The organism is Dactylosporangium sp. CA-052675, assembly GCF_050947935.1.
GTDB lineage: Bacteria > Actinomycetota > Actinomycetes > Mycobacteriales > Micromonosporaceae > Dactylosporangium.
Window position 1 is genome coordinate 5014180 of record NZ_CP192010.1, and the last position, 24423, is coordinate 5038602.

At 72.4% G+C, this 24423-nt stretch carries 21 protein-coding genes; 17 read left to right on the forward strand and 4 right to left on the reverse strand.

Features of this window, described 5'->3' with window-relative positions; all coding sequences use genetic code 11:
• Positions 1–62 precede the first annotated feature (62 nt).
• Positions 63–527: an SRPBCC family protein gene (locus ACQP1P_RS23140; RefSeq protein WP_433089354.1), complete on the forward strand. Its 465-nt coding sequence runs from the start codon at positions 63–65 to the stop codon at positions 525–527.
• A 131-nt stretch (positions 528–658) separates the two neighbouring features.
• Positions 659–1840, forward strand: a complete 1182-nt coding sequence (locus ACQP1P_RS23145) for a zinc-dependent alcohol dehydrogenase (protein WP_433089356.1) — start codon at positions 659–661, stop codon at positions 1838–1840.
• Positions 1841–1870: 30 nt separating this feature from the next.
• Here ACQP1P_RS23145 and ACQP1P_RS23150 read toward each other — a convergent pair whose 3' ends face one another.
• Positions 1871–2944 (reverse strand): sigma-70 family RNA polymerase sigma factor, encoded by a 1074-nt coding sequence (locus tag ACQP1P_RS23150; RefSeq protein WP_433089358.1) that lies wholly within the window; start codon positions 2942–2944, stop codon positions 1871–1873.
• A gap of 135 nt (positions 2945–3079) precedes the next feature.
• On the opposite strand from ACQP1P_RS23150, the gene ACQP1P_RS23155 reads away from it, so the two are divergent.
• The 10 genes from ACQP1P_RS23155 to gap all read left to right on the forward strand — a co-directional run bounded on the left by ACQP1P_RS23155 (position 3080) and on the right by gap (position 17017).
• Complete coding sequence (locus tag ACQP1P_RS23155; RefSeq protein ID WP_433089360.1) at positions 3080–3913, forward strand: glucose 1-dehydrogenase; 834 nt, start codon at positions 3080–3082, stop codon at positions 3911–3913.
• A gap of 82 nt (positions 3914–3995) precedes the next feature.
• The gene (locus tag ACQP1P_RS23160; RefSeq protein ID WP_433089362.1) at positions 3996–4256 is read left to right on the forward strand and encodes a DUF4235 domain-containing protein; all 261 of its coding nucleotides are present in this window, start codon (positions 3996–3998) and stop codon (positions 4254–4256) included.
• A gap of 371 nt (positions 4257–4627) precedes the next feature.
• Entirely contained in the window at positions 4628–5977 is a 1350-nt protein-coding gene (locus tag ACQP1P_RS23165) for an ABC transporter substrate-binding protein (RefSeq protein WP_433089364.1), read from the forward strand.
• 30 nt (positions 5978–6007) lie between these two features.
• Positions 6008–6916, forward strand: a complete 909-nt coding sequence (locus tag ACQP1P_RS23170; protein WP_433090087.1) for a carbohydrate ABC transporter permease — start codon at positions 6008–6010, stop codon at positions 6914–6916.
• Positions 6917–6926: 10 nt separating this feature from the next.
• The gene (locus tag ACQP1P_RS23175; RefSeq protein ID WP_433089366.1) at positions 6927–7808 is read left to right on the forward strand and encodes a carbohydrate ABC transporter permease; all 882 of its coding nucleotides are present in this window, start codon (positions 6927–6929) and stop codon (positions 7806–7808) included.
• Positions 7809–7816: 8 nt separating this feature from the next.
• Complete coding sequence (locus ACQP1P_RS23180) at positions 7817–10150, forward strand: glycosyl hydrolase family 28-related protein (RefSeq protein WP_433089368.1); 2334 nt, start codon at positions 7817–7819, stop codon at positions 10148–10150.
• A 13-nt stretch (positions 10151–10163) separates the two neighbouring features.
• Complete coding sequence (locus ACQP1P_RS23185; RefSeq protein ID WP_433089370.1) at positions 10164–13031, forward strand: carbohydrate-binding protein; 2868 nt, start codon at positions 10164–10166, stop codon at positions 13029–13031.
• Positions 13032–13059: 28 nt separating this feature from the next.
• Complete coding sequence (locus ACQP1P_RS23190) at positions 13060–14664, forward strand: glycoside hydrolase family 13 protein (protein ID WP_433089372.1); 1605 nt, start codon at positions 13060–13062, stop codon at positions 14662–14664.
• A gap of 114 nt (positions 14665–14778) precedes the next feature.
• Positions 14779–15981, forward strand: coding sequence for a GlxA family transcriptional regulator (locus ACQP1P_RS23195; protein ID WP_433089374.1), 1203 nt, complete (start codon positions 14779–14781; stop codon positions 15979–15981).
• A gap of 25 nt (positions 15982–16006) precedes the next feature.
• Positions 16007–17017 carry a type I glyceraldehyde-3-phosphate dehydrogenase gene (gene gap / locus ACQP1P_RS23200; RefSeq protein WP_433089376.1) on the forward strand — a complete coding sequence of 337 codons (1011 nt, stop codon included), beginning with the start codon at positions 16007–16009 and terminating at the stop codon, positions 17015–17017.
• Positions 17018–17209: 192 nt separating this feature from the next.
• On the opposite strand, the gene ACQP1P_RS23205 is transcribed toward gap, so the two are convergent.
• Positions 17210–18190 (reverse strand): LacI family DNA-binding transcriptional regulator, encoded by a 981-nt coding sequence (locus ACQP1P_RS23205; protein WP_433089378.1) that lies wholly within the window; start codon positions 18188–18190, stop codon positions 17210–17212.
• A 91-nt stretch (positions 18191–18281) separates the two neighbouring features.
• Here ACQP1P_RS23205 and ACQP1P_RS23210 point away from each other — a divergent pair, with 91 nt between their 5' ends.
• A complete protein-coding gene (locus tag ACQP1P_RS23210; RefSeq protein WP_433089380.1) occupies positions 18282–19238 on the forward strand; it encodes a DNA topoisomerase IB in 957 nt (318 codons plus the stop codon).
• Between the two features lie 59 nt (positions 19239–19297).
• On the forward strand, positions 19298–19714 hold the full coding sequence (locus tag ACQP1P_RS23215; protein WP_433089382.1) for a MarR family winged helix-turn-helix transcriptional regulator: 417 nt from the start codon (positions 19298–19300) through the stop codon (positions 19712–19714).
• Here the strand turns inward: ACQP1P_RS23215 and ACQP1P_RS23220 are convergent.
• Positions 19683–20495, reverse strand: coding sequence for an MBL fold metallo-hydrolase (locus ACQP1P_RS23220; protein WP_433089384.1), 813 nt, complete (start codon positions 20493–20495; stop codon positions 19683–19685). The two genes, ACQP1P_RS23215 and ACQP1P_RS23220, sit on opposite strands and share 32 nt — an antisense overlap.
• 585 nt (positions 20496–21080) lie before the next feature.
• Between ACQP1P_RS23220 and ACQP1P_RS23225 the strand changes: the two genes are divergently transcribed.
• The 3 genes from ACQP1P_RS23225 (at position 21081) to ACQP1P_RS23235 (ending at position 23152) form a co-directional block, all read left to right on the forward strand.
• Complete coding sequence (locus ACQP1P_RS23225; RefSeq protein ID WP_433089386.1) at positions 21081–21515, forward strand: DUF6582 domain-containing protein; 435 nt, start codon at positions 21081–21083, stop codon at positions 21513–21515.
• Between the two features lie 247 nt (positions 21516–21762).
• Complete coding sequence (locus ACQP1P_RS23230) at positions 21763–22317, forward strand: hypothetical protein (protein ID WP_433089388.1); 555 nt, start codon at positions 21763–21765, stop codon at positions 22315–22317.
• Positions 22318–22486: 169 nt separating this feature from the next.
• Complete coding sequence (locus ACQP1P_RS23235; RefSeq protein WP_433089390.1) at positions 22487–23152, forward strand: GNAT family N-acetyltransferase; 666 nt, start codon at positions 22487–22489, stop codon at positions 23150–23152.
• Positions 23153–23162: 10 nt separating this feature from the next.
• On the opposite strand, the gene ACQP1P_RS23240 is transcribed toward ACQP1P_RS23235, so the two are convergent.
• Positions 23163–24308, reverse strand: a complete 1146-nt coding sequence (locus tag ACQP1P_RS23240) for a serine/threonine-protein kinase (protein WP_433090089.1) — start codon at positions 24306–24308, stop codon at positions 23163–23165.
• Positions 24309–24423: the final 115 nt, after the last annotated feature.

Here is a 24423-nt window from a genome sequence, read left to right on the forward strand (position 1 = left end):
CGTTTTTCCCGATCCTCGCCGGGCACTCGGAAGGGGAGAGTCGAACCGGCTAGGAGGTTGACATGAGCACGGTCACCGAGACCATCGACGTGCACGTCCCGGTGCATACGGCCTACGACCAGTGGACCCAGTTCGAGTCGTTCCCGCAGTTCATGAGCGGCGTCGAGTCGATCCGCCAGGTCGACGACCGGCACACCCACTGGGTGACGAAGATCGGCGGCGTGCGGCGCGAGTTCGACGCCGAGATCACCGAGCAGCACCCGGACGAGCGAATCGCCTGGAAGAGCACGGACGGCGACACTCGCCACGCGGGCGTCGTGACGTTCCACCGCCTCGGTGACACCGACACGCGGGTGACGGTCCAGCTCGACTGGCAGCCGCAGGGCCTGACCGAGAAGGCGGGCAGCGCCGTCGGCGCCGACTCGATGCAGGTGAAGGCGGACACCCGGCGCTTCAAGGAGTTCATCGAGAAGCGCGGCACCGCGACGGGCACCTGGCGCGGCGAGGTACCCCGCACCGGCAGCTGACCGACGTGAGCCGGCCCCGCACCTCCTCCCGCGAGGTGCGGGGCCGGTTTGTTTCCGGGTGACGCTCCCGGGTAGTCGGCGGGTATGACTGACGTGACGCAACCACTCCTCTGCGTGCCGGGATCCGTGGCATGAAGGCGGTGGTCTGGCACGGCAAGCGGGACGTGCGGGTCGACGAGGTGCCGGATCCCCGCATCGAGCAGCCCAACGACATCGTCATCAAGGTGACGTCCAGCGGCATCTGCGGGTCGGATCTGCACCTGTACGAGGTGCTGGCGCCCTTCATGACCGAGGGTGACATCCTCGGCCACGAGCCCATGGGCATCGTGGAGGAGGTCGGGTCCGCCATCACCCACCTGCGCCGCGGCGACCGGGTGGTGATCCCGTTCAACATCTCCTGCGGGCACTGCTGGATGTGCGGCCGCGGCCTGATGACGCAGTGCGAGACGACGCAGGTGCGCTCGGAGGACAAGGGCGCGGCGCTGTTCGGCTACACGCGGCTGTACGGGCAGGTGCCGGGCGGGCAGGCGGAGTACCTCCGCGTCCCGCAGGCCCAGTTCGGCCCGATCAAGGTGCCCGAGGGCACGACCGACGACCGGTTCGTGTACCTCTCCGACGTGCTGCCCACCGCATGGCAGGCGGTCGAGTACGCCGACGTTCCGCCGGGCGGGACGGTCGTCGTGCTCGGGCTCGGGCCGATCGGCGACATGGCGTGCCGGGTCGCGGCCCACCGCGGCTACCGGGTCATCTGCGTCGACGTGGTGCCCGAGCGGATGGCCCGCGCGCGGGCGAACCGGTTCGAGGTCGTGGACTTCGAGGCGCACGACGACGTGGCCGGCTGGCTGCGGGAGATGACCGACGGGCGCGGCCCGGACTCGGTGATCGACGCCGTCGGCATGGAGGCGCACGGCTCGCCCGCGGGGAAGCTCGCGCAGACCGCCGCGGGCCTGCTGCCCGACGCGCTGGCGCAGAAGCTCATCGAGAAGTCGGGCGTCGACCGGCTCGCGGCCCTGCACCTGGCCATCGACGCCGTCCGGCGCGGCGGGACGATCTCGATCTCGGGCGTGTACGGCGGCACGGCCGACCCGCTGCCGATGATGACGCTGTTCGACAAGCAGATCCAGCTGCGGATGGGCCAGGCCAACGTCAAGCGCTGGGTGGACGACCTCATGCCGCTGCTGACGGGCGACGGCGACCCGCTGGGCGTCGAGACCTTCGCGACGCACCGGGTGCCGCTGGCCAACGCGCCCGCCGCCTACGAGGCGTTCCAGGCCAAGAAGGACGGCACGCTGAAGGTCCTGCTGAAGCCGTGATGAGCGGCCGCCGTCTGGCGTACCGGGGGGTTACGCCAGCCGGCGGCGCAGGAATCCCAGCGCGTGGGTGAGCAGCCGGGAGACGTGCATCTGGGACATGCCCACGTGCGCGGCGATCTCGGACTGGCTCAGGTTGCCGTAGAAGCGCAGCGCGATGATGCGCTGCTCCCGCTCGGGCAGGCCGGCCATCGCCGCCGGCAGTGACGCGCGCAGCTCGGCCAGTTCGAAGCCCGGGTCGGCGCCGCCCACGAGGTCGGCCAGGGTCGTGTCCTCGTGCTCGCCGGTCCCGGCCGCGGGCGCGTCGAACGAGATCGGGCGCTGCAGGTGTCCGGCGGTGAGGCACTCGACGACCTCGTCCACCCCGGCGCCGAGGTGGGTGGCGAGGTCCTCGGCGTGGGGCGGGCGGCCGAGGGCGAGCGTGAGCTCGTCGCGCGCCCGGTGCAGCTGCATCCGCAGCTCCTGCACGCGGCGGGGGAGGCGCACGGCGCCGGTGCGGTCGCGGAAGTGCCGCTTGAGCTCGCCCGTCACCGTGGGGCTGGCGTAGGCGCCGAACTCGATGCCGCGCTGCGGGTCGTAGCCGTCCACGGCCTTGATCAGCCCGACCGCGGCCACCTGCGCGAGGTCGCCGACCGGCTCGCCGGAGCCGGCGTAGCGCCGGGCCAGATGGTGCGCGGCGGGCAGGCACAGCTCGATGACCTCGTCCCGGAGGCGGGCGCGGCGGCGGTCGGCGGGGCTCAGGGAGTGCAACCGCTGGAGCATCTCGGTGACGCCGACGGGCCAGTGCCCGTGCCCGAGGTGCACGGCTGCGAGGTCGACCGGGGTGCTCGCGCGGTCCTCGGCGGGCCAGCCGGCCTCGCCGTAGGCGTCGAGCTCCTTGGCGACGCCCGCGATCTCCAGCGCCGCGAGGGCGGTGCCGCGCGCGTCGGTCAGCCGGAGGTCACCGCCCGCGCCGAGGGCGCGTTCGCGCAGGTAGAGCAGCACCTTGATGGAGGCCGCGTCGATCAGCCGCAGCGCGGCGGCGTCGAGCGTGATCGTGTGCGCGCCCGCGTCGAAGCGCCGGTAGACGACGTGGCGGAGGTAGGGTACCGACGCGTAGTCGAGCACACCGCATAACTCCAGCAGCGTCTCATCCCCGCGGCACGACATCGTGACCGACAGCTCCATGGCCGCTATTTGCCCTACGACAAATACTTCAAACGTCTGGGTTTCACCGCGGGTGTCGTGGGTAGCGGGCTCGCCATGGCCGAACCCCAGCAGCAGCCGCCCGGCACCCTCGGCGCGATGGTGACCAAGCCCGACCACGGCGAGGAGAGCTACCGCGGCAGCGGCCGGCTCAACGGCAAGGCGGCCGTGGTCACCGGCGGCGACAGCGGCATCGGCCGCGCGGTCGCGATCGCCTTCGCCCGCGAGGGGGCGGACGTGCTCATCGCCTACCTCGACGAGCACGACGACGCGCGGGACACGGCGAAGTACGTGCAGGCCGAGGGGCGCCGGGCCGTGCTCGTGCCCGGGGACCTCGCGGACCGGGCGACCTGCGAGGCCGTGGTGCGCGCCGCCGTGCAGGAGTTCGGGCGCATCGACGTGCTGGTGAACAACGCGGCCTTCCAGATGACCCACGAGACCGTCGAGGAGATCTCCGACGAGGAGTGGACGCGCACCTTCGAGATCAACATCCACGCGATGTTCCGGCTGGTGAAGGCGGCGCTGCCGCACCTGGCGCCGGGCTCCGCCATCATCAACACGAGCTCGGTGAACTACGACCAGCCCAAGCCGACGCTGCTGCCGTACGCCACCACGAAGGGCGCCATCGCGAACTTCACCGCCGGCCTGGCCCAGATGCTCGGCTCGCGCGGCATCCGCGTGAACGCCGTCGCGCCCGGCCCGATCTGGACGCCGCTGATCCCGTCGACGATGCCGCCCGAGCAGGTGGAGGAGTTCGGCCGCAACACGCCGCTCGGGCGGCCCGGGCAGCCCGCCGAGGTGGCCCCGGTCTACGTGCTGCTCGCCGCGGACGAGGGCAGCTACATCTCCGGCGCCGTCGTGCCGGTCACCGGCGGGAAGCCGATTCTGTGAGCCCGGGGCGGCGCCGGAGGGCGGCGCCGGGCGGCGTTTGGCCCGCGGGCGGGCCGGGAAACGGATCGACATGAGTGGGCGGATGGCAAAGCTGGCGTACAAGCCCGTGGGTGTGCTGCTCGGCGCCGCGGCCGGGGCCGCCGCCGGGCTGATCTTCAAGCAGGTGTGGCGCGTCGCCGGGCATGACGACGACGCGCCCAACGCCACCGACGAGGATCGGGCCTGGGGCGAGATCCTGGTGGCGGCGGCGTTGCAGGGCGCCATCTTCGCCGTGGTGAAGGCGGCGGTGGACCGGGCGGGCGCGATCGGTGTGCGCCGCGCGACCGGGCGCTGGCCCGGCTGAGACCCGGCGCGACTCTCGAGCGGCGACGACGCCTCGGCGTCGTCGCCGCTCTTTGCTGTGCGCCGGAATCGCTTGCAATGGCTTGCGATCATGGACGCGGAAATTGCGCAAGAAGGCGACGGCAATTGCCATCGGAATCGGCCGGAGAATGCGTCGGCCGAACCGGTGAAGCGGCCTTGACCTGGGCTGTAGTGCGGGTTCGGGTCCGGTAAACCGCCCTGACCGGGGCGCCGGCCTGTCGAGTTTTTGCAACGAACGCTGGACTTCTGGCGGCAATACTCGTACTGTCTGCGACACCGAAACGAAACAAATGCCTTTCCCGCATCCCGTCCGCCTGAAGGGATAGATCGATGTCGATAAAAGCACTCCGCTTGGCGCTCGTCGTCGCGCTCGGGGCCACCACGCTCGCCGCGTGCGGTGACAGCAAGGACGACACCGCCGCCGGGGGCCCGACGACCATCGTGGTCGACTGCCCGCCGCAGAAGACCGACAACAACGGCAAATCGCTGCAGCTGTGGAACGACGACGTGGCCGCGTTCCAGAAGGCGCACCCCGGCGTCACCGTGAAGACCGTCTCCGTCGGCAGCCAGTGCGACAACCCGCCGGACTTCACCGCCCGGCTGCAGGGCGGCACGCAGGCCGACCTGTTCTACGGGTACATGACCGACCTGGACCAGGTGCTCGACGCCGACGCGGCCGAGGACATCACCAAGTACATCACCGCCGACACGATCCCGAACTGGGACAAGGTCCTGCCCTCGATCAAGGACCCGTTCATCGACAACGGCAAGACCTACGGCATCGGCTACGCCGGCTACGGCCTCGGGCTCGTCATCAACAAGAAGCTCTTCCAGCAGGCCGGACTCGACCCCGCCAAGCCCCCGGCGACGTGGCAGGAGGTCGCCGCGGCGGCCAAGAAGATCAGCGCGCTCGGCAACGGGATCGCGGGCTACCAGGAGTACAGCGCCGGCAACACCGGCGGATGGCACTTCTCGGCCGCCCTGTACTCCCGCGGCGGCTCGGTGGTCAGCGACGACGGCAAGAAGGCCGCGTTCAACACCACCGAGGGCAAGGCGGTGCTGCAGCAGCTGCACGACATGCGGTTCACCGACAACAGCGTCGGGGAGAAGCAGCTGCTGCAGTGGGCCGACCTGCTCACCAACGCCGGCGCCGGCAAGGTCGGCATGTACGTCGGCGCGCCCGACACCATCAAGGCGATCGTCACCCAGTTCAAGGGCGCCTACGAGGACTGGGCGATCGGCCCGATGCCCGGCGACAACGGCCCGGCGAAGACGACCCTCGGCGGCGGCAGCGGCTACTTCTTCAAGAAGGGCCTGTCCCCGGCGCAGATCAAGGCCGGCCTGCAGTGGCTCGCCTTCGAGGAGTTCACGCCCGGCCAGGGCCAGTTCAACTACGTGGCGCAGAAGGGCATGGGCGTGCCCGTCGGCCTGCCGGAGCCGCTCATCTGGAAGCCCGGTACCGACGTGCAGAAGCAGGACGACGAGCTCAAGAAGGCCAACAGCAACCTGAACCTGGCCGACTACGCGCCCTACGCCGACAACCCGGTCACCATCAAGGCCGAGCCGCCGCGGGCGCAGGCCATCTACGCCGTGCTCGACGCCGCGATGTCCGCCGTGCTCACCCAGCCCGGCGCCGACATCAACGCCCTGCTGGCCACCGCCGAGCAGAAGGTCAACACGATCCTGTCCCAGGAGTCCTGAGTGGACGGCGCGGTCCGGCTCGACAGCGCGGTGCGACCGGCCCGCGCCCTGCCCAAGACGCAGAGTCTGCGGCAACGCCGCCTGGTGCACAACCTGACCGGCCACGGCTTTCTCGCCGGGGCGGTGGTCTGCTTCGCGGTGTTCTCGTGGTATCCGATGGTCCGCGAGTTCGTCATGAGCTTCCAGCGCACCCGGCGCGGGGTCACCACCTGGGTCGGCTGGGACAACTATGTGCGGCTCTGGCACGACCCCAGCTTCGCCGCGGCGTGGCGCAACACGGCGATGTTCACGGTGCTGGCCCTGGTGATCGGGTACGCGCTGCCGTTCTTCATCGCCGTGCTGCTCAACGAGCTGCGCCACGCCCGCGGCTACCTGCGGGCCGTGGTCTACCTGCCGGTGATGCTCCCGCCCGCCTCGGCGCTGCTGCTGTTCCGCTACGCCTACGACCCGGGCGACGCCGGCATCTTCAACCACCTCCTGCACGCGGCGCACCTGCCGACGTCGCAGTGGGTGCAGTCCACCGCGATGACGACTCCCTCGCTCGTCATCGCGGCGACGTGGATGAACGTCGGAAGTTCGATCCTGGTGTACCTCGCCGCGCTGCAGAACATCCCGGGGGAGCTCTACGAGGCGGCCGAGCTCGACGGGGCGGGGCTGCTGCGGCGGCTGTGGCACGTCACCGTCCCGCAGACCCGGCTGATCCTGTCGCTGATGTTCCTGCTGCAGGTCGTGGCGACCATGCAGGTCTTCATCGAGCCGCTGATCCTGGCCGGCGGCGCCGGGGTCGAGGACTCGGCGACGTCGGTGGTCTACCTGATGTACCAGCACGCGTTCAAGCAGAACGACCTCAACGGCGCCGCTGCCCTCGGCGTGATGCTCATGGTCGTGCTGGCCGGCTTCTCGGTCGCCTACGCGCGGCTGAGCCCGAAGCAGGATTGAGGGCCGTCACATGGACTCCGCCGCCCGCACGCTGATCTCCCCGGCCCGGCTCAAGCGCCCGGGGGCCCGCCGCGCCTACTGGGCGATCGTCGTCGCCGTCGTAGTGCTCTTCACGATCGTGTTCACCGGCCCGCTGTACTGGATGGTGACCGGCGCGCTGAAGTCCGGCCCGGAGGTCGCCCAGATCCCGCCGACGCTGTACCCGCGGGACCCCCAGCCCGGCAACTACGCCGAGGCGTGGACGGCCCTGAGCCTCGGGCGGCTGCTGCTCAACACGGTCTGGTACGCCTTCGGGGCCCTCGCCTTCCAGCTGGTCCTCGACGTCGCCGCCGCCTACGCGTTCTCGAAGCTGCGCCCGGCGTTCGGCAACGGGATCCTGGCGCTGATGCTGGCCACGCTCATGATCCCCTCGACGGTGCTGGTGATCCCGCAGTACGTCACCGCCATCGACCTGCCGCTGGTGCACTGGAACCTCGTCGACACCCCGTGGGCGATCTGGCTGCCCGCGGTCACCAACGCCTTCAACATCTTCCTGCTCAAGCGGTTCTTCGACTCGATCCCGCCGGACCTCATGGCCGCGGCGGCGATCGACGGCGCCGGACCGCTGCGCAGCCTGTGGTCGATCGTGCTGCCGATCTCCCGGCCGATCCTCGGCGTCGTGTCCATCTTCTCGCTCACGGCCATCTGGAAGGACTTCCTCTGGCCGCTGCTGGTGGAGCCCTCGGCCGAGCACCGGACCGTCAACGTCGGCATCTACGCCTTCTCGCAGGGCCTCACCCAGAACGTCGTCATCGCCGGCGCCGTCATCGCCGCCGTCCCGACCGTCGTGTTCTTCCTCATCTTCCAGAAGAACATCATGTCCGGCCTCACCACCGGCAGCCTGAAGGGCTGAAACACCCCATGTCACGTCGCATGTTCGCGGCGGCGCTGTCCGCTGCCGTCATCCTGTGTCCGGTCCGCGCCTCCGCCGGTGTCACCCCGCCCGGCGCCAACGTCCCCTTCACCACCTACGAGGCCGAGAACGCGGCCACCAACGGCGGCCGGGTCGGCCCGTCCGTGGACTTCACCCGGCTCGCCGCCGAGGCGTCCGGTCGCCGCGCTGTCTCGCTGCGGGCCGGCCAATGGGTCGAGTTCACGCTCACGGCCAAGGCCGACGCGGTGAACGTCCGCTACTCGCTGCCCGACGGCAGCCCGGACGCCAAGCTGCGCGTCTCCACCGGCACCGAGCTACCCCTCACCACCCGCTACTCGCACGTCTACGGCAACTTTCCGTACACGAACAACCCGGCCGACGGCGGCCAGCACCACTACTTCGACGATGTCCACGCGCTGCTCGGCCGGACCCTGCCCGCCGGGACCAGGGTCCGGTTCACCGCCACCGCGGCCGTGGTCGTCGACCTCGCCGACTTCGAGCTGGCCGGCGCGCCCGCCGCCCGCCCGTCCGGCTTCCTCAGCGCGATCGACTTCGGCGCCGACCCGAGCGGCGCCGCCGACTCCGCAGCGGCGATCCAGGCCGCCCTCGACGCCGGGAAGGCCCAGGCCAAGGGGGTCTGGCTGCCCGCCGGCACCTACGCGGTCGCCCGGCACCTGACCGCGGACGGCGTGACCCTGCGCGGCGCCGGGCCGTGGCACACCGTCCTGCGCGGCGCGAACGTCGGCATCTTCGGCACCGGCGCCGCCGCCGTGCACCTGGCCGGCTTCGCCATCGCCGGCGACACCACGGTCCGCGACGACTCCACCTCCGACAGCGGCCTGGGCGGGACCTTCGGCCACGGGTCCACGGTGGACGACGTCTGGATCGAGCACACCAAGGTCGGCATGTGGTTCGACGGGCCCAGCGACGGGCTCACCGTCAGCCACGCCCGCATCCAGAACACCATGGCCGACGGCGTGAACCTCCACAACGGCGTCGCCCACACCGTCATCCGCGACACGTTCGTGCGCAACACCGGCGACGACGGGCTCGCGATGTGGTCGGACGGCAGCGCCGACCACGACAACGCGTTCGTGCACGACACGGTGATCGCCCCGCTGCTGGCCAACGGGTTCGCGATCTACGGCGGCCGCGACAACGCCGTCACCGACAGCGTCGCCGCCGACACCGTCACCCAGGGCGGCGGCATCCACGTCGGCAACCGCTTCGGCGCCGTGCCGCTCGCGGGCACGACCACCATCGCCCGCAACGTGCTGCTGCGCGCCGGGAACCTGGTGCCGAACCCGCCCGAGGAGATCGCCGCGCTGTGGTTCTCCGCCGCGGACGCCCCGATGACCGGCGCCGTCGACGTGCACGACGTGTCCATCGTGGACAGCCCGTTCGCGGCCGTGCAGTTCTTCGGCAAACGCATCGACAACGTGCGCCTGGACCGGGTCGCGATCATCCACCCCGGAACGTTCGCGGTGCAGCTGCAGGCGCCCGGCTCCGCGCGCTTCTCGTGGGTGGTCGCGACCGCCGGGAAGTACGACTGCGGCAGCGGCTTCGTCATCGACCGCGGCCCCGGGAACCTCGGATGGACGAGCACCGGCTGCGGCTTCCCGCCCGCCGGCGCGCTGAGGCTCAGCGCGGACAGCCTCGACTTCGGCAACCGGGCACTGCACACCGCCGGGACCAAGACGTTCACCATCACCAACCCCGGCCCCAGGCCGATCGACGTCCGCGCGCTGCGGGCCCCGACCGGCTACACCGCGACCGCGCCGTGCGCCACGATCGCCGTCGGCGCCACCTGCACGGTCACCGTCACCTTCGACCCGGACCACGCCGGCGTCTTCGCCGAGCGGATCATGCTCGACACCAGCTCGCCCGCCGGCCCCTACGTCGTCTCCGTCCGCGGCGTCGGCTTCGACCCCGACGGCAACCTCGCGCTCGGCCAGCAGATCACCTCCAGCTCGCAAGCGCTGTCCTGGACCGGCCCGGCCAACCTGATCGACGGCGACCCGGGCACCTACTTCGAGAGCGCGAACAACGCCTTCCCGCAGACCGTCACCCTCGACCTCGGCGACGCCCGCACCGTGGACCGGCTCGTGCTCAAGCTCCCGCCGAACTGGGGCGCCCGCACCGAGACGATCGAGGTCAACGGCGTGGTGCCGGCGAGGGACTACACCCTCGACCCGGACACGGGCAACGCGGTCACCATCACGTTCCCGCCGACCGCGCTGCGCACGATCACCCTGACCTTCACCGCGAACACCGGCTGGCCCGCCGCCCAGCTGTCCGAGTTCGAGGTCTACGCGCACTAGAAGGGAGCAGCACATGCAACGACGACTGATCGTCGCGGCGGCCGCCACCGCCGCGGCCATCGCGGGCGCCGCCATCGCCCTGGTCGCCCGCCCCGCCGACGCGGCCACCGCCACCTACCAGGCCGAGTCCGCCGCCCTCTCCGGGGGCGCCGCCGTCGCCACCGACCACGGTGGATACACCGGCAGCGGGTTCGTCGGCGGCTACACCGACGGCAACAAGGGCAGCGCCGCCACCACGTTCAGCGTGCAGGCCGGCAACCAGCTCGCGCTGCGGTACGCCAACGGCACCGGCTCGGCCAAGACGCTCTCGCTGTACGTCAACGGCTCGAAGCTGCGGCAGATCTCCCTGCCGGCGACGGCGAACTGGGACACGTGGTCGACGGCGACCGAGCCGGTGAACCTGACGGCCGCGAGCAACACGGTCGCCTACCGGTTCGACAGCACCGACTCCGGCAACGTGAACCTCGACAGCGTCACGGTCTCGGCCGCGGCCTCGAGCGGCCTGGAGGCCGAGAACGCCACGCTGTCCGGCGGGGCCGTCGTGGCCACCGACCACGGTGGATACACCGGAACCGGGTTCGTCGGCGGGTTCACCGACGCCAACAAGGGCAGCGCGTCGGTCGGCTTCACCGTGCCGGCCACCTCGTCGCTGACCCTGCGCTACGCCAACGGCACCGGGGCCGCGATGACCCTGTCGCTGTACACCGGCGGCGTGAAGCTGCGGCAGATCTCCCTGCCGGCGACGGCGAACTGGGACACGTGGTCGACGGCGACCGAGCCGGTGAACCTGACGGCCGCGAGCAACACGGTCGCCTACCGGTTCGACGGCACCGACTCCGGCAACGTCAACCTGGACAACCTGACCGTCGGCGCGGCCCCTTCGCCGACCCCGTCCACGTCCACCCCGCCCGGATCCGCCTCGACCTACGAGGCCGAGACCGCGTTCTTCTCCGGCGGGCCGAGCGTCTCCGGCGACCACCTCACCGGCTTCTCCGCCGTGGGCGCGCGGGTCATCGTGTCCGTCAACGCGCCCGCGGCGGGCGCGCGGCAGGTGTCGCTGCGCTACACGAACACGTCCGGTGCCGTGCGCACGCTGTCGCAGTACGTCAACGGCATCAAGATCGGGCGCGTGAACCTGCCGGCCGGGTCGGGGTGGCTCACCGCCAACCAGACGGTCACCCTCCGCGCCGGGCTCAACCTCATCGGCTGGCAGGTCGACAGCGGCGACACCGGCGGCGTCGACATCGACTCGGTCGGCGTCACCGGCGGGCTGGCCCTGGCCGCCCGCGGCGCGACGCTGCCCTACACCGAGTACCGCGCGGCCGACGCCACCACGAACGGCACGAAGCTGGCCGCGAGCCGCACCTTCCTCACGGTGGCCAGCGAGGCGACCGGGCGCCAGGCCGTCCAGCTCACCGGGGCCGGGCAGTACGTGCAGTTCACGCTGAGCAAGCCCGCCAACGCGCTCACCATCCGCTACTCGATCCCGGACAGCGCGGACGGGGCCGGGGCGAGCGCGCCGATCTCGCTCTACGCGAACGGGACGCACGTCAAGGACATCACGCTCACGTCCCGCTACTCATGGGTCTACGGGGCGTACCCGTACACGAACGTCCCCTCGCAGGGCTCGGCCCATCACTTCTTCGACGAGACCCGCGCGACGATCGGTGACTGGCCCGCCGGGACCGTCCTGAAGCTGCAGAAGGACGCGTCCGACACGGCGAGCTCGTACACCATCGACGTCGTCGACGCCGAGCAGGCCGCGGCCGCCTACACCATGCCGGCGAACTTCGTCTCCATCGCCGGCTACGGCGCCACGTCGGGGGACGGCTCGGACGACACCAATGCCATCAACAGCGCGGTCTCGGCCGCCCGCGGTGCCGGCCAGGGCGTGTGGATCCCGGCGGGGACGTTCGACATCACCAGCCGGATCAACCTCGCCGGCGTCGCGGTGCGCGGGGCCGGGCAGTGGTACAGCACGGTCAAGGGCCGCAACGGCAAGGGCGGGTTCTACGCGACCGGCTCCGGGGTCACGATCGCCGATCTGACGATGTCGGGCGATGTGACGTACCGCGACGACACGAACTTCGACACCGGCATCGAGGGCAACTTCGGCACCGGCTCCCTGCTGTTCGACGTGCGCATCGAGCACACCAAGACCGGCGTGTGGGTCTCCGCGGGCACCGACGGCCTGTACGCCGCCGCGCTGCGCATCGCGAACACGTTCGCCGACGGCGCGAACCTCAACGCCTACCAGGGCAGCCTCGGCAACACGCGCTTCGACCAGTCGTCGGTGCGCAACACCGGCGACGACGCCCTGGCCATGTTCTCCCAGACGAACGCGGTGACGAACTCGTCGTACACCTTCAACACCGTCCAGACGCCCCTGCTGGCCAACGGCATCGGCATCTACGGCGGCAGCGGCAACCTGGCCGCGGACAACCTGGTGTCGGACACCGTGACGGGCTCGGCCGGCATCACCGTCAGCAGCCGCTTCGGCATCCCGTTCAGCGGCCCGACGACCGTCACCCGCAACACCCTCACCCGCACCGGCGGCTACGAGCCGAACTGGCAGTCGAACCTCGGCGCGATGTGGGTCTACGCCAACCAGTCCGACATCACCACCCCGGTGACCCTCTCCTACAACACGATCGCCGACAGCACCTACCAGGCGGTGCTGCTCAGCGACAGCCACCGCATCGGCAACCTGCTGCTGGACCACCTCACCATCACCGGCGCCGGCACCTGGGGCATCGACGTGCTCAACGTCAGCGGCGCCGCCACCGCCACCTTCGTGACCGTCACCGGGGCCGCGTCCGGCGGCCTCAACAACCCGGGCGGTTACCCGATCACCCGCGGCCCGGGCAACTCGGGCTGGTAAACCCGCAACCTCATTGGGGAGACGCTCCATGCGTTCGAACGGCTGGTGGCGCACCGCCGCCATCTACCAGATCTACCTGCGCAGCTTCGCCGACGGCAACGGAGACGGCGTCGGGGACCTCGCCGGCCTCCGGGCGCGGCTGCCGTACCTGCGGGAACTGGGCGTCGACGCGCTCTGGCTGACGCCGTGGAACGTCTCCCCGATGGCCGACGGCGGCTACGACGTCGCCGACTACCGCGACATCGACCCGCTCTTCGGCACCCTCGCCGACGCCGAGGGCTTCCTCGCCGAGGCGCACGAGCAGGGCCTGCGGGTGCTCGTGGACCTGGTGCCGAACCACTGCTCGGACGCGCATCCGTGGTTCCGGGCGGCGCTCGCCGCGCCGCCCGGCGACCCGGCCCGGGAGCGCTTCTGGTTCCGGCCCGGCCGCGGCGCCGGCGGGGAGCTGCCGCCGAACGACTGGCGCTCCTACTTCGGCGGCCCGGCCTGGACCCGCCTGCCCGACGGCGAGTGGTACCTGCACATGTTCGCCCCCCAGCAGCCCGAGCTGAACTGGGAACACGAGGGCGTGCGGGCCGAGTTCGCCGACGTGCTGCGGTTCTGGTTCGACCGCGGCGTCGACGGCTTCCGCATCGACGTCGCCCACGGCCTCATGAAGACTCCCGGCCTGCCGGACGTGGGCGCCGACCCGGACCCGGCCGACCTGCCCTACCAGGACCACGAGGGCGTCCACGAGATCTACCGCGCCTGGCGGCGCATCGCCGACGGCTACGCCGACCCGCGGGTCTTCGTGGGCGAGGTCTGGCTGCCGACGACGGCGCAGTTCGTGCGGTACCTGCGCCCGGACGAGCTGCACTCCGCGTTCAACTTCGAGTTCCTGTGCTGCGCCTGGGAGCCCAACGCGATCCGCAAGACGATCGACGACACCCTCGACACGCACCGCCTCGTGGGCGCCCCGCCGACCTGGGTGCTGTCCAACCACGACACCATCCGCCACGTGACCCGCTACGGCCGCGAGGACACCACGTTCGACCTCGGCAACCGCCGCCACGGCGCGTTCACCGACCCGGCCCTGGGCACCCGCCGGGCCCGCGCCGCCGCCCTGCTCACCCTGGCGCTGCCCGGCGGCGTGTACGTCTACCAGGGCGACGAGCTCGGCCTCGCCGAGGTCGAGGACATCCCGCTGGAGCGCATCCAGGACCCGACGTGGGAGCGCTCGGAGCACACCGACCGCGGCCGCGACGGCTGCCGCGTGCCGCTGCCGTGGTCCGGAGGCGAACCCCCGTTCGGCTTCTCGCCCCCGGGCGCGGCGCAGCCGTGGCTCCCGCAGCCCGCGGGCTGGTCGGCCCTGACCGTCGAGGCCCAGGAGCCGGACGCCTCCTCCATGCTGCGGTTGTACCGCCAGGCGCTCGCGATCCGCCGCGAGCGCCTGACCACGCTGCCGGAGGACATCGCCTGGATCGCCGGCGACGACGGCGTGCTGGCCTTCCGCCGCGGCGACGGCTTCGCGTGCGTCGTGAACTTCACCGCGGCCCCGGCCCGGCTCCCCGCCCACGCCGACGTCCTCCTGACCAGTGAGCCGCTGCGCGACGGCCTGCTGCCGGCCGACGGGAGCGCCTGGCTGGCCCTCTGACGACACCGGCACGCCCGGGCCCGGCCGTCCGCGGCCGGGTCCTGGCGAGAAACTTGCGGTCCGTGGCTTTCCAGACACTTCCGGCGGGGCCGCCGCGGGTGTGACGCTGCTGGAGTGAGAGCGATCCACCGAGTCGTGGTGCTCGTGCTCGACGGGGCCAAGCCCCTCGACGTGGGCATCCCGGCGCAGGTCTTCACCAACCGGCCGGGGATGCCCTACGCCGTGCACGTGTGCGGGGCCGCGCCCGGCCTGGTCGCCGGGGGAGACGGGCTGGCCTACCACGTGGCCGAGGGCCTCGGCGCGTTCGACGCCGCCGACACGATCTTCATCCCGGGGTACCGGCACCCCGACCGGGAGGAGCCGCCGGCCGAGGTCGTCGCCGCACTGCGGGCCGCCCACGCGCGCGGGGTGCGGCTCGCCGCGATCTCGACCGGCGCGTTCGCGCTCGCCGCGACCGGGCTCCTGGACGGCAAGCGGGCCACCACGCACTGGCACTACACGCGCGAGCTCGCCCGGCGGCACCCCGCCATCCGCGTCGACGAGGACGTGCTCTTCGTCGACGAGGGGGAGGTGCTCACCTCGGCCGGGGCGGCCAGCGGGATCGACCTCTGCCTGCACCTGGTCCGGCGGGACCACGGGGTCGCACTGTCCAATGTGGTCGCCCGGCGGCTCGTCGCGGCGCCGTACCGCAGCGGGGGGCAGGTGCAGTACATCCCCCGCAGCGTGCCCGAGGCCGTCGGCGAGCACTTCGCCGCCACCCGGCAGTGGGCGCTCGAGCGGCTCGGGGAGCCGCTGGCTCTGGAGGACCTGGCGCGCAACGCGAACGTGTCGGCGCGGACGTTGTCGCGGCGGTTCCTGGAGGAGACCGGCTACACGCCGACCCAGTGGATTCTGCGCGCGCGCGTGGACCGGGCGCGGGAGCTGCTGGAGCGCAGCGGGCTCGGCGTCGAGCAGATCGCGGCGCGGGTCGGGCTCGGGACCGGCTCGAACCTGCGGCTGCACTTCCAGCGGATCCTCGGCACCTCGCCCAGCGAATACCGCAAGACCTTCGCGCGGCCGAGCGGCTTGGCGCACCTGGAAGAGCGGCCGGGCGGCGTGACGCAGGTCGACGGCCGACGGGGCGGCGTGACGCACCGGGAGTCGCGCCCGGGCGGGGTGACGCACCCGGAAGAGCGGTCGGGCGGCGTGACGCAGGTCGACGGCCGACGGGGCGGCGTGACGCACCGGGAATCGCGGTCGGGCGGCGTGACGCATCGGGAAGAGCGGTCGGGTGGCGCGATGCTTGCGGAGACTGGCGAGCCGTCTGCTGTCGCCTGATCGGGCGGAAGGCGACGATTGCCGCATGTCTGGACGAATTGCCATCAACGGTTTTGGTCGCATCGGCCGCAGCGTGCTCCGCGCGATCGTCGAGCGCGGCAGCGACCTCGAGGTCGTCGCCGTCAACGATCTCGCGGCGCCGGCGGCGCTGGCGCAGCTGCTGCGGTACGACACCGCCCTCGGAAGATTCGGGCGCCCGGTCGCGGCGGAAGGCGACGAGCTGGTCGTCGACGGCCGGCGCATCCGGGCCCTGGCCGAGCGCGAGCCGGTCAAGCTGCCCTGGGCCGAGCTCGGCGTCGACATCGTGCTCGAGTCGACGGGCCGGTTCACCGCCGCCGACGCCGCCCGCGCGCACCTGGAGGCCGGCGCCGAGCGCGTGCTCGTGGGCGCGCCGTCCGCGGGGGCCGACGTGACGCTCGCGTACGGCGTGAACACCGAGGCCTACGACCCGTACCGTCACACGATCGTGTCGAACGCCTCCTGCACCACCAACGCGCTCGCCCCGCTGGCCGCCGTCCTCGACGGGCTGGCCGGGATCGAGCACGGGTTCATGACGACCGTGCACGCGTACACGCAGGAGCAGAACCTCCAGGACGGCCCGCACCGCGACCCGCGCCGCGCCCGGGCCGCCGGCGTGAACATCGTGCCGACCACCACCGGCGCCGCGAAGGCGATCGGGCTCGTGCTGCCGGGCCTGGCCGGGCGGCTGTCCGGCGACTCGATCCGGGTGCCGGTCCCGGTCGGATCGCTGGTCGAGCTCAACGCGACCGTCGAGCGCGATGTGACGCGCGAGGCGGTGCTGGACGCCTACCGCGAGGCGGCCGAGGGGCCGTTGCAGGGCATCCTGTCGTACTGCACCGACCCGATCGTCAGCGCGGACATCGTCGGCGACCCGGCGTCGTGCGTCTTCGACTCGGCGCTGACCAGAGTCGACGGCCGGCACGTCAAGGTCGTCGGCTGGTACGACAACGAGTGGGGCTTCGCCAACCGGGTCGTCGACACCCTCGGCCTGATGAGTGCAAAAACCATCGCGTAGATCGCAAGCGTCTGTGCGGCGGCGGCCGTCGAGGACCGGACGATGCGTCCGGGCTCGAAGAGTTCCTGCTCGGTGGCACCGGCCGCCGCCCGATCTGCCGCTTACGGAGCGGCGGCCGTCGAGGACCGGACGATGAGTTCGGGTTCGAACAGTTCCTCCTCGAGGGGCACCGGCCGCCGCTCGATGTGCCGCTTACGGAGCGGCGGCCGTCGAGGACCGGACGATGAGTTCGGGTTCGAAGAGTTCCTCCTCGAGGGGCACCGGCCGCCGCTCGATCTGCGCGACCAGGGAGTGCACCGCGGCCACCCCGATCGCTCCGATCGGCTGGCGCACCGTGGTCAGCGGCGGGTCCATCATCGGCATGTAGACCGAGTCGTCGAAGCCGACGACGGACAGCTGCTCGGGCACCCGCAGCCCCTGCTTGCGGGCCCCGCGGATGGCGCCGAGCGCGAGCGTGTCGCTGGCGCAGACCACGGCGGTCGCCCCGGCCTCCAGCAGCGGCGCGACCGCCGACTGCCCGCCGGCGATGGAGAACATCGTGTGCGCGACGAGCCGCTTGTCGGTGGCGAGCTTGCGGAACTCGGTCAGCTTGCGCTCCGACGGCACGTGCCCGCGCGGCCCGACGATCAGCCCGATGCGCTGGTGGCCCAGGTCGCGCAGGTGCGTGACGGCCAGGTCGACCGCGACCGCGTCGTCGACGGCGACGCGCGGCACCCCGAGGTTCTCGTCGGCCTCGTTGATGAGCACGATCGGCAGCCGCCGCGCGCGCAGCGCCTTGGCCTGCTCGGGCCCCGCGTCGACGTAGCTGGCCCCGACGAAGATGATCCCGGCGACCTTGCGGGCCAGCAGCATCTCGATGTAGTGCGCCTCGGACACCCCGTCGGCGGTGCGGGTGCACAGCACCGGGATGAGCTTCTGGCGCACCAGGGCGCCGGCCATCGCCTCCGCGTAGGCGGGGAAGATCGGGTTGTGCAGGTCGGGCAGCACCATGCCGACCAGGCTGCCCAGCTCCCGCCGGTGCCGGGTCGGCCGCTGGTAGCCCAGCACGTCGAGCGCGGTCAGCACCGCGTCGCGGGTGTCCGCGCCGATCCCGGGCACGTCGCGCAGGACGCGGCTGACCGTCGCCTCGCTGTACCCGGCGTACTTCGCCACCTCGGAGAGCCTCGTCGCCACGGGCTCAGCGTACCGTCTCCGGCAAGAATCCTCGCTTTGCCCGCAAGAACTTGCGCGTTTTGCGGATCGGGTGAGGGGTACCGGCGACGGCATGCGACTGCGCCGGAGCCACCTGGACAAACCGGGCCTGGGCCGGCGCGGATCCGTCTACCTCGACGTGCACGGCAAGCGGCTGCGCGACCGTTCGGCCATCGCGCGGATCGAGGCGCTCGCCATCCCGCCGGCGTGGCAGGACGTGTGGATCAGCCCAGATGAGTGCGGGCACATCCAGGCGACCGGGACGGACGCGGCCGGGCGCAAGCAGTACCTGTACCACCCGCAGTGGCGCGAGCGGCGGGACCGCGGCAAGTTCGCCCGTGTCCGCGAGGTCGCCGAGCGGCTGCCGGGGATGCGCGCCCGGGTCCGCCGCGACCTGACCCACGGCCGCGGCCTGAGCCGCGACCGGGTGCTCGCCGCGATCGCCGGCCTGCTCGACCTCGGCATGTTCCGCGTCGGCGGCGCGGCCTCGGCCGACCGCGCCGAGGACCCGTCGTTCGGGCTGTCCACCCTGCGCCCCGAGCACGTGCGGCTCAAGCGCGGCCGGGTGCTGCTGGAGTTCACCGGCAAGTCCGGCGTGGAGCACGCCTCGCAGGTCGCCGACGGCGAGATCGCCGCCGTCCTGCGCGAGCTGCGCCGGCGCCGCCGCGGCGAGAACCGGCTCTTCGCCTACTGGGACCCGTCGGGCCGGCGCTGGCAGCCGGTCGACGCCGGGCTCGTCAACGAGTACCTGCGGGAGATCAGCGGCGAGGAGATGACCGCGAAGGACTTCCGCACCTGGCACGGTACGGTCACCGCCGCGCTGGCGCTCGACGAGGCCGGCCCGCAGCCGACCGCCGCCAAGCGCCGCAAGGCCGTGTCGGGCGCGATGCGGGAGGTCGCCGAGAAGCTCGGCAACACGCCCGCGGTCGCGCGCGCCTCCTACGTGGACCCGCGGGTCGTCGAAGCCTTCGACAGCGGCGAGACGGCCGGCTCGGAGCGCGCCGTGCGGGAGCTTCTCGACCCGGCCTGACCTCGGCGTGTTCCAATATTGGCATGGTCGCGCCCCGGACTGGTCTGGATCCCTCCCGCTTGACCGTCGCCGTCGAGCGCGTGTTCAGCGTGCTGCGGCAGGGCAACCCACCCAACGACATCAGCCTGACCGCCGCGTCGACGATCTGGCGGCTGCAGCAGGAGGGCCCCCGCAAGCTGACCGACCTCGCCGCCGCGGAGGGCGTGACCCAGCCGGCCATGACCCAGCTCGTGCAGCGCCTGGAGCGCGAGGGCCTCGTGGTGCGCTCCGCCGAGCCGACCGACCGGCGCGTCGTGCTGATCGAGGTCACCCAGGCCGGCATCGACCTGCTGGAGCGGCGCCGCGCCGTGCGGGCCGGGCACCTGGCCGGGCTGATGGCCGGGCTGTCCGAGCAGGACGAGGAACTGCTCGCCGCCGCACTGCCGGCGCTGGAGCGCCTGGCCGCTAGCCGTACGCCGGGACCGGGCTCGCCTTGAGGCTCACCGTCTCGCCGCGCAGGATCGGCACCACGGTGGCCGGGATGTGCGCGGTGACCGTCGGCTGCAGGAAGTTCGAGAGCGGGTCGCCGAACACGCCGTAGTCGTCGTAGTGGATGGGGATCACGCGGTCCGGCCGGATCAGGTTGGCCAGGGCCACGCCGTCGCGGGCGTCCATGGTCACCAGCGCGCCCAGGATGCGGGTGCCGCCCAGGTGCAGCAGCGCGGTGTCGACGCCGGGGAAGCGGTCGGGGATGTCGCGCAGCAGGCGCCGGTTGAATCTGGTGTCGCCGGAGATGTACAGCCGCAACCGGCGGAACCCGTCGACCTCCCAGTCCAGGATCGTGCCGATGGTCGTCGGCAGCGCCAGGTGCAGCCCGGTCGGGCCGTGTCGGGCCGGGACCGCCGTGACGCGCAGGGTCTCGTTGGCGCGGCGCAGCACCATGTCGCTCCACGGCCGCAGTCCCACGGCATCGTCGAAGCGCCACCGCCGGAGCCGCCGCGCCGCCGGCACGGTCGTGAGCACCGGCACGTCGTGGGGGAGCCGGCGGCGGGCGATGCGATCGAAGTGGTCGCCGTGCAGGTGCGACAGCACGACGGCGTCGAGCGGGGGCAGGTCGTCCGGGCCGAGCGCGGGTTCGGTGAGGCGGCGGCTCGAGAGCCCGTGGCCGAGGTAGGCGCGCTGGCCGCGGTGCAGGAAGTTGGGGTCGGTGAGCAGCGTGAACGAGCCGACCCGGAGCAGGACGGTGGCGGTACCGATGAACGTGGCGGACGTCTCCATGTCGTCTCCCTGGCGTCTCCTTCGTGGTCGGTGGGCTCCACTACCCCTCATCCGCCGGACGACACGGCGTCATCGGCATCGTTGGCGGGCCTGCTGCCGATTTGCTTGACGGCAGCACCGCGGGGTAGTCGCAAGGCTCATGGATACTCAGCAACCTCGCCGTCCCGGCTCCGCTCCGCCGTCGACACCGCCTCGTGAGCCGGTGCGGCCGCCCGGCGCGGGACGCGACTCCGAGCGGACACCGCCGGGGGAGTCCCGCCCCGACGCGGGCCGCAGCGCCGGCTGAGCGTGTCGCGTCCGGAGTGCGGCGTCTTCGGTGCGGCGTCTTGAGTGCGGCGTCTTCAGTGCCGCGTCTTCGGTGCGGCGTCTTCGGTGCGGCGTCTTCAGCGCGGCGTCTTCAGCGCGGCGTCCTCGGTGCCGGCGCGCGTTGTGGCGGTGGCTGACTGAGCCGTTGTCCGGAGTGTGGCGTCTTCATTGCGGCGTCCTCGGCGTCGGCGCGGGTTGTGGCGGTGGCTGACCGAGTCGCTGTCCGGAGTGCGGCGTCGCCGGCCGAATACATCGGCCCGCTTCGGGTATGCGAGCTGTATGGCTGCAAACAGGAAGCGCTCCGGCACCCTCGACGCCGCCGAGCGCAACGCGATGTCCGACAGCACCTTCGCGTTCCCGCGGCTGCGCAAGGAGCCGCTCAACGACGCCTCGCACGTGCGCAACGCGATCGCGCGGTTCGATCAGGTACGCGACGCCAGCGACGAGGAGCGGGACGAGGCGTTCCGCCGCATCAAGCGGGCCGCCAAGCGCTACGGCGTCGAGATGACCGAGACGAGCTGGCGGGAGCTGGGCAAGCCGTCGCGGACGATGAAGTCCTCGGACAAGCCGCGCACCCCGAACAAGGCGACGCGCAACCAACCCCGGTCCGAACGCTCGCGCGACGACGTCTACGCCGAGGCCAAGCGCCGCAACATCCGCGGCCGGTCGGCGATGACCAAGGCGGAGTTGGTGCAGGCGCTCGGGAACCGCTGACGCGCTTCACCCGTGCAAAACCCGCTGGGAGAACGGCGGACGCGCTTCACCGTCCACCGGGCACTGCTTCGCCGTCGGCAAGGCACTGCTTCGCCGTCGGCCAGGAGCTCGGGGAAGGACTGTCGCGCTCCACCGTCCGCCAGGCACTCGGGAACGTCTGACGGGCTTCTCTCTTCAGCCGTCGACCCGGATCACCCCTCCAGCGCGGGTGAGGGCGGCATCCACCCGGCCGATTTAGCGTGGCCGTATGTCAACGACCGCCACCACACTCGCCGTCATCGTGCTCGTGCTGATCGTCATCGCCGCGGTCACGACGGCCATCGGCCGGCGTCGCCGCTCCGTGGAACTGCGCCGGCGGTTCGGCCCCGAGTACGACCGGGCGGTCGCGGAACAACCGTCCCGCCGCGCGGCGGAGCGCGACCTGCGCGGGCGCGCGCAGCGCCACGACAGCCTGGCGCTGCGCGACCTCGACCCGAACCAGCGCCGGGCGTACGCCGACCGGTGGCAGCGCACCCAGGCCCACTTTGTCGAGGAGCCCGAGGCCGCGACCCGGGAGGCCGACGAACTCGTCACGCAGGTCATGGCCGATCGCGGCTACCCCGTCGACGACTTCGACACCCGCGCGGAGGAGCTGAGCGTCGAGCACGCCGAGACGCTGGTCCACTACCGCGAGGCCCACGAGATCAACAAGGTGAACGAGCGCGGGCAGGCGTCGACCGAGCAGCTGCGCCAGGCCCTGATGCATTACCGGGCACTCTTCGCCGACCTGCTCGGTGAGCGCCCGGCGGCCGGCAAAGCGTGACCACTCCCTCGGTGCCGCGGCCGGCTCCCGGTGCGTCGCATTCCGTTGTCCGGGCGTCACCGTGGGCTTCCATCATCCCGCCGTCGGCTCCCGGGGTGCCGTCGCCGGAGTCCGCGGCAGCGCCTCCGGAGGTGCCGCCGGTCTGATGAGGTTTGATCTACTTGGCGGCATGAGTGAGCTCCGTGAGCTGTTCGCGCGCTGGGTACAAGGCTGGACCGCCGCGCGGGAGCTGCCCGCGGCCGACGACCTCGGCGACGGACTGCGGGTGCACTGCAGGCAGGTGGGTCGCGACATCGAGTACTTCGCGCTCGATGACGACCCCGGTGCGCTGACCCGGCTGGCCGGTCTCGTCGCGGCCGAGGACGCGATCACGTGGCTGACCGTGCCGACGACCGACCCCGCCGGCTCGGCCGCGGCGCTCGAGCGGGCCGGTCTGGTGCTGCTGCGGTCCTCGGAGCGGCTGATGGCCACCGATCTGGGGACGCATCCGCGGGGTGGGGTGCCGGAGCCGTACCGGATGGAGATCCAGGCCGACGGGGCCTGCATCAGCGTGTCCGTGTCCGCGCCCGGCGACGCATGGGCGGCGCGCGGCTTCGCCGGCCTCGGTGCCCGCACCGCCGTGCCCGACCGGATTCTGACCGGCCCGGACCATCGGCGCCGCGGCCTGGCCGCCGCCATCATGGGCGCCCTCGCGTCCGCCGCCGCCGAGCGGGGCGCCGAGGAGGGCATTCTCGTCGCGAGCGAGGAGGGCCGGCTGCTCTACCGGGCGCTCGGGTGGCGCGAGGCGGCCCAGGTCCTGATCGCGTCGACGCCGGGGGCCGCATACCCGGCGTGACCCGATGCGGTCACTGCGTGTCGGTGCTGAGCGACGGCGTCCCGCCGGGGCACGTGACCGTCATGGTGACGCGGGTGTTGCCGTGCCGGAACGTCACGCTCGCGGCGGCGGCCGGCCCGGGCCGCTCGTCGTCGACCTTCCACGACTTCGACGGCGTCCGCTCGGTGATCCGCGCCAGCCCGTCGGCGCACTCGGCCGTGATCGTGCCGCCGTCGGAGGTGAACGTCCACCGGGTCGGCGGCGGCGGGGTGGCCGGGCCCGTCGTCGTCACGCCACCGGTCGCGCCAACGGTCGGGCCGAGGGTCGGCGCACCGGTAGCCACCGTGCTGTCACCACCGTTGCCCGCTACGCTCGGTGCCCTGCCGGTGACCGCGGTGCCCGGGTTCCCGGCCGGCGGGTTCGCGGCGGCGCTGGGCGAAGTGTCGGACCGGCTCACGACCGCCTGGGAGATGGCCGGGTCGCCCGGCCACGGCTGGGCCTCCGCCGGCACCGGGTGGTCGGGCGTGGAGGCGAGTGCCCAGGCGAGGAGGACGGCCGCCGTCGCGCCCCCGGCCGCCGCCACCGCCGGCCACGCCGCGACCCGGAGCCGCGACGGGCGCGGCTCCGCCGAGGCGCGCAGGACCGCGGCGACCTTGTCGGCGCTCGGCCGCGAGCGGGGATGCTTGGCGAGGCAGCGGCGGCACAGGTCGGCGACGGCGGGCGGCACCCCGGGCAGCCGGGGGAGCGGCGCCGGGACCCGGTGGCGGTGCGCGTCGATCACGTCCGGCCCGTCGGCGACAGGCCAGGGCAAAGCGCCGGCGAGCAGTTTGTACAGCACCACGCCCAGCGAGTACACATCGGACGCCGCGGTGACCGGGTCGGAGCCGAGGCGCTCCGGCGCCAGGTACTGCGGCGTGCCGAGCACCGGCCGCCCGCTCGCGTCCGTGTCGGTGAGCGTTGCCGGCCCGACGGCCGCGGCGATGCCGAAGTCGACGAGCTTGGCGCCGCCCGGGGACAGGATGATGTTCGCCGGCTTCACGTCGCGGTGCACGAGGCCGTACGCGTGCGCGGCGGCCAGGCCGGCCGCGACCTCGGCGCAGATGCGGAGGGCGTCGGCGGCCGGGAGCGGTCCCTCGGCGAGGCGCTGGGCGAGGGTGGGGCCGGGGACGTGCTCCATCACGACGTACGGCGTCGGCCCGCCGCCCGTCCTCGCCTCCCGCGTCTCGCCGGCAACGCTTGGTGACGGCACGCTTCCGGATGGGTCACCGGCGGCTTGACGCGTCTCGTTCTCG

Bases quoted from the DNA above. Each gene is read 5' to 3' on its own strand.
- ACQP1P_RS23140 (WP_433089354.1), top strand. From the start codon at position 63: ATGAGCACGGTCACCGAGACCATCGACGTGCACGTCCCGGTGCATACG.
- ACQP1P_RS23145 (WP_433089356.1), top strand. From the start codon at position 659: ATGAAGGCGGTGGTCTGGCACGGCAAGCGGGACGTGCGGGTCGACGAG.
- ACQP1P_RS23155 (WP_433089360.1), top strand. From the start codon at position 3,080: ATGGCCGAACCCCAGCAGCAGCCGCCCGGCACCCTCGGCGCGATGGTG.
- ACQP1P_RS23160 (WP_433089362.1), top strand. From the start codon at position 3,996: ATGGCAAAGCTGGCGTACAAGCCCGTGGGTGTGCTGCTCGGCGCCGCG.
- ACQP1P_RS23175 (WP_433089366.1), top strand. From the start codon at position 6,927: ATGGACTCCGCCGCCCGCACGCTGATCTCCCCGGCCCGGCTCAAGCGC.
- ACQP1P_RS23180 (WP_433089368.1), top strand. From the start codon at position 7,817: ATGTCACGTCGCATGTTCGCGGCGGCGCTGTCCGCTGCCGTCATCCTG.
- ACQP1P_RS23185 (WP_433089370.1), top strand. From the start codon at position 10,164: ATGCAACGACGACTGATCGTCGCGGCGGCCGCCACCGCCGCGGCCATC.
- ACQP1P_RS23190 (WP_433089372.1), top strand. From the start codon at position 13,060: ATGCGTTCGAACGGCTGGTGGCGCACCGCCGCCATCTACCAGATCTAC.
- gap (WP_433089376.1), top strand. From the start codon at position 16,007: ATGTCTGGACGAATTGCCATCAACGGTTTTGGTCGCATCGGCCGCAGC.
- ACQP1P_RS23210 (WP_433089380.1), top strand. From the start codon at position 18,282: ATGCGACTGCGCCGGAGCCACCTGGACAAACCGGGCCTGGGCCGGCGC.
- ACQP1P_RS23220 (WP_433089384.1), bottom strand. From the start codon at position 20,495: ATGGAGACGTCCGCCACGTTCATCGGTACCGCCACCGTCCTGCTCCGG.
- ACQP1P_RS23225 (WP_433089386.1), top strand. From the start codon at position 21,081: ATGGCTGCAAACAGGAAGCGCTCCGGCACCCTCGACGCCGCCGAGCGC.
- ACQP1P_RS23230 (WP_433089388.1), top strand. From the start codon at position 21,763: ATGTCAACGACCGCCACCACACTCGCCGTCATCGTGCTCGTGCTGATC.
- ACQP1P_RS23235 (WP_433089390.1), top strand. From the start codon at position 22,487: ATGAGTGAGCTCCGTGAGCTGTTCGCGCGCTGGGTACAAGGCTGGACC.
- ACQP1P_RS23240 (WP_433090089.1), bottom strand. From the start codon at position 24,308: ATGGAGCACGTCCCCGGCCCCACCCTCGCCCAGCGCCTCGCCGAGGGA.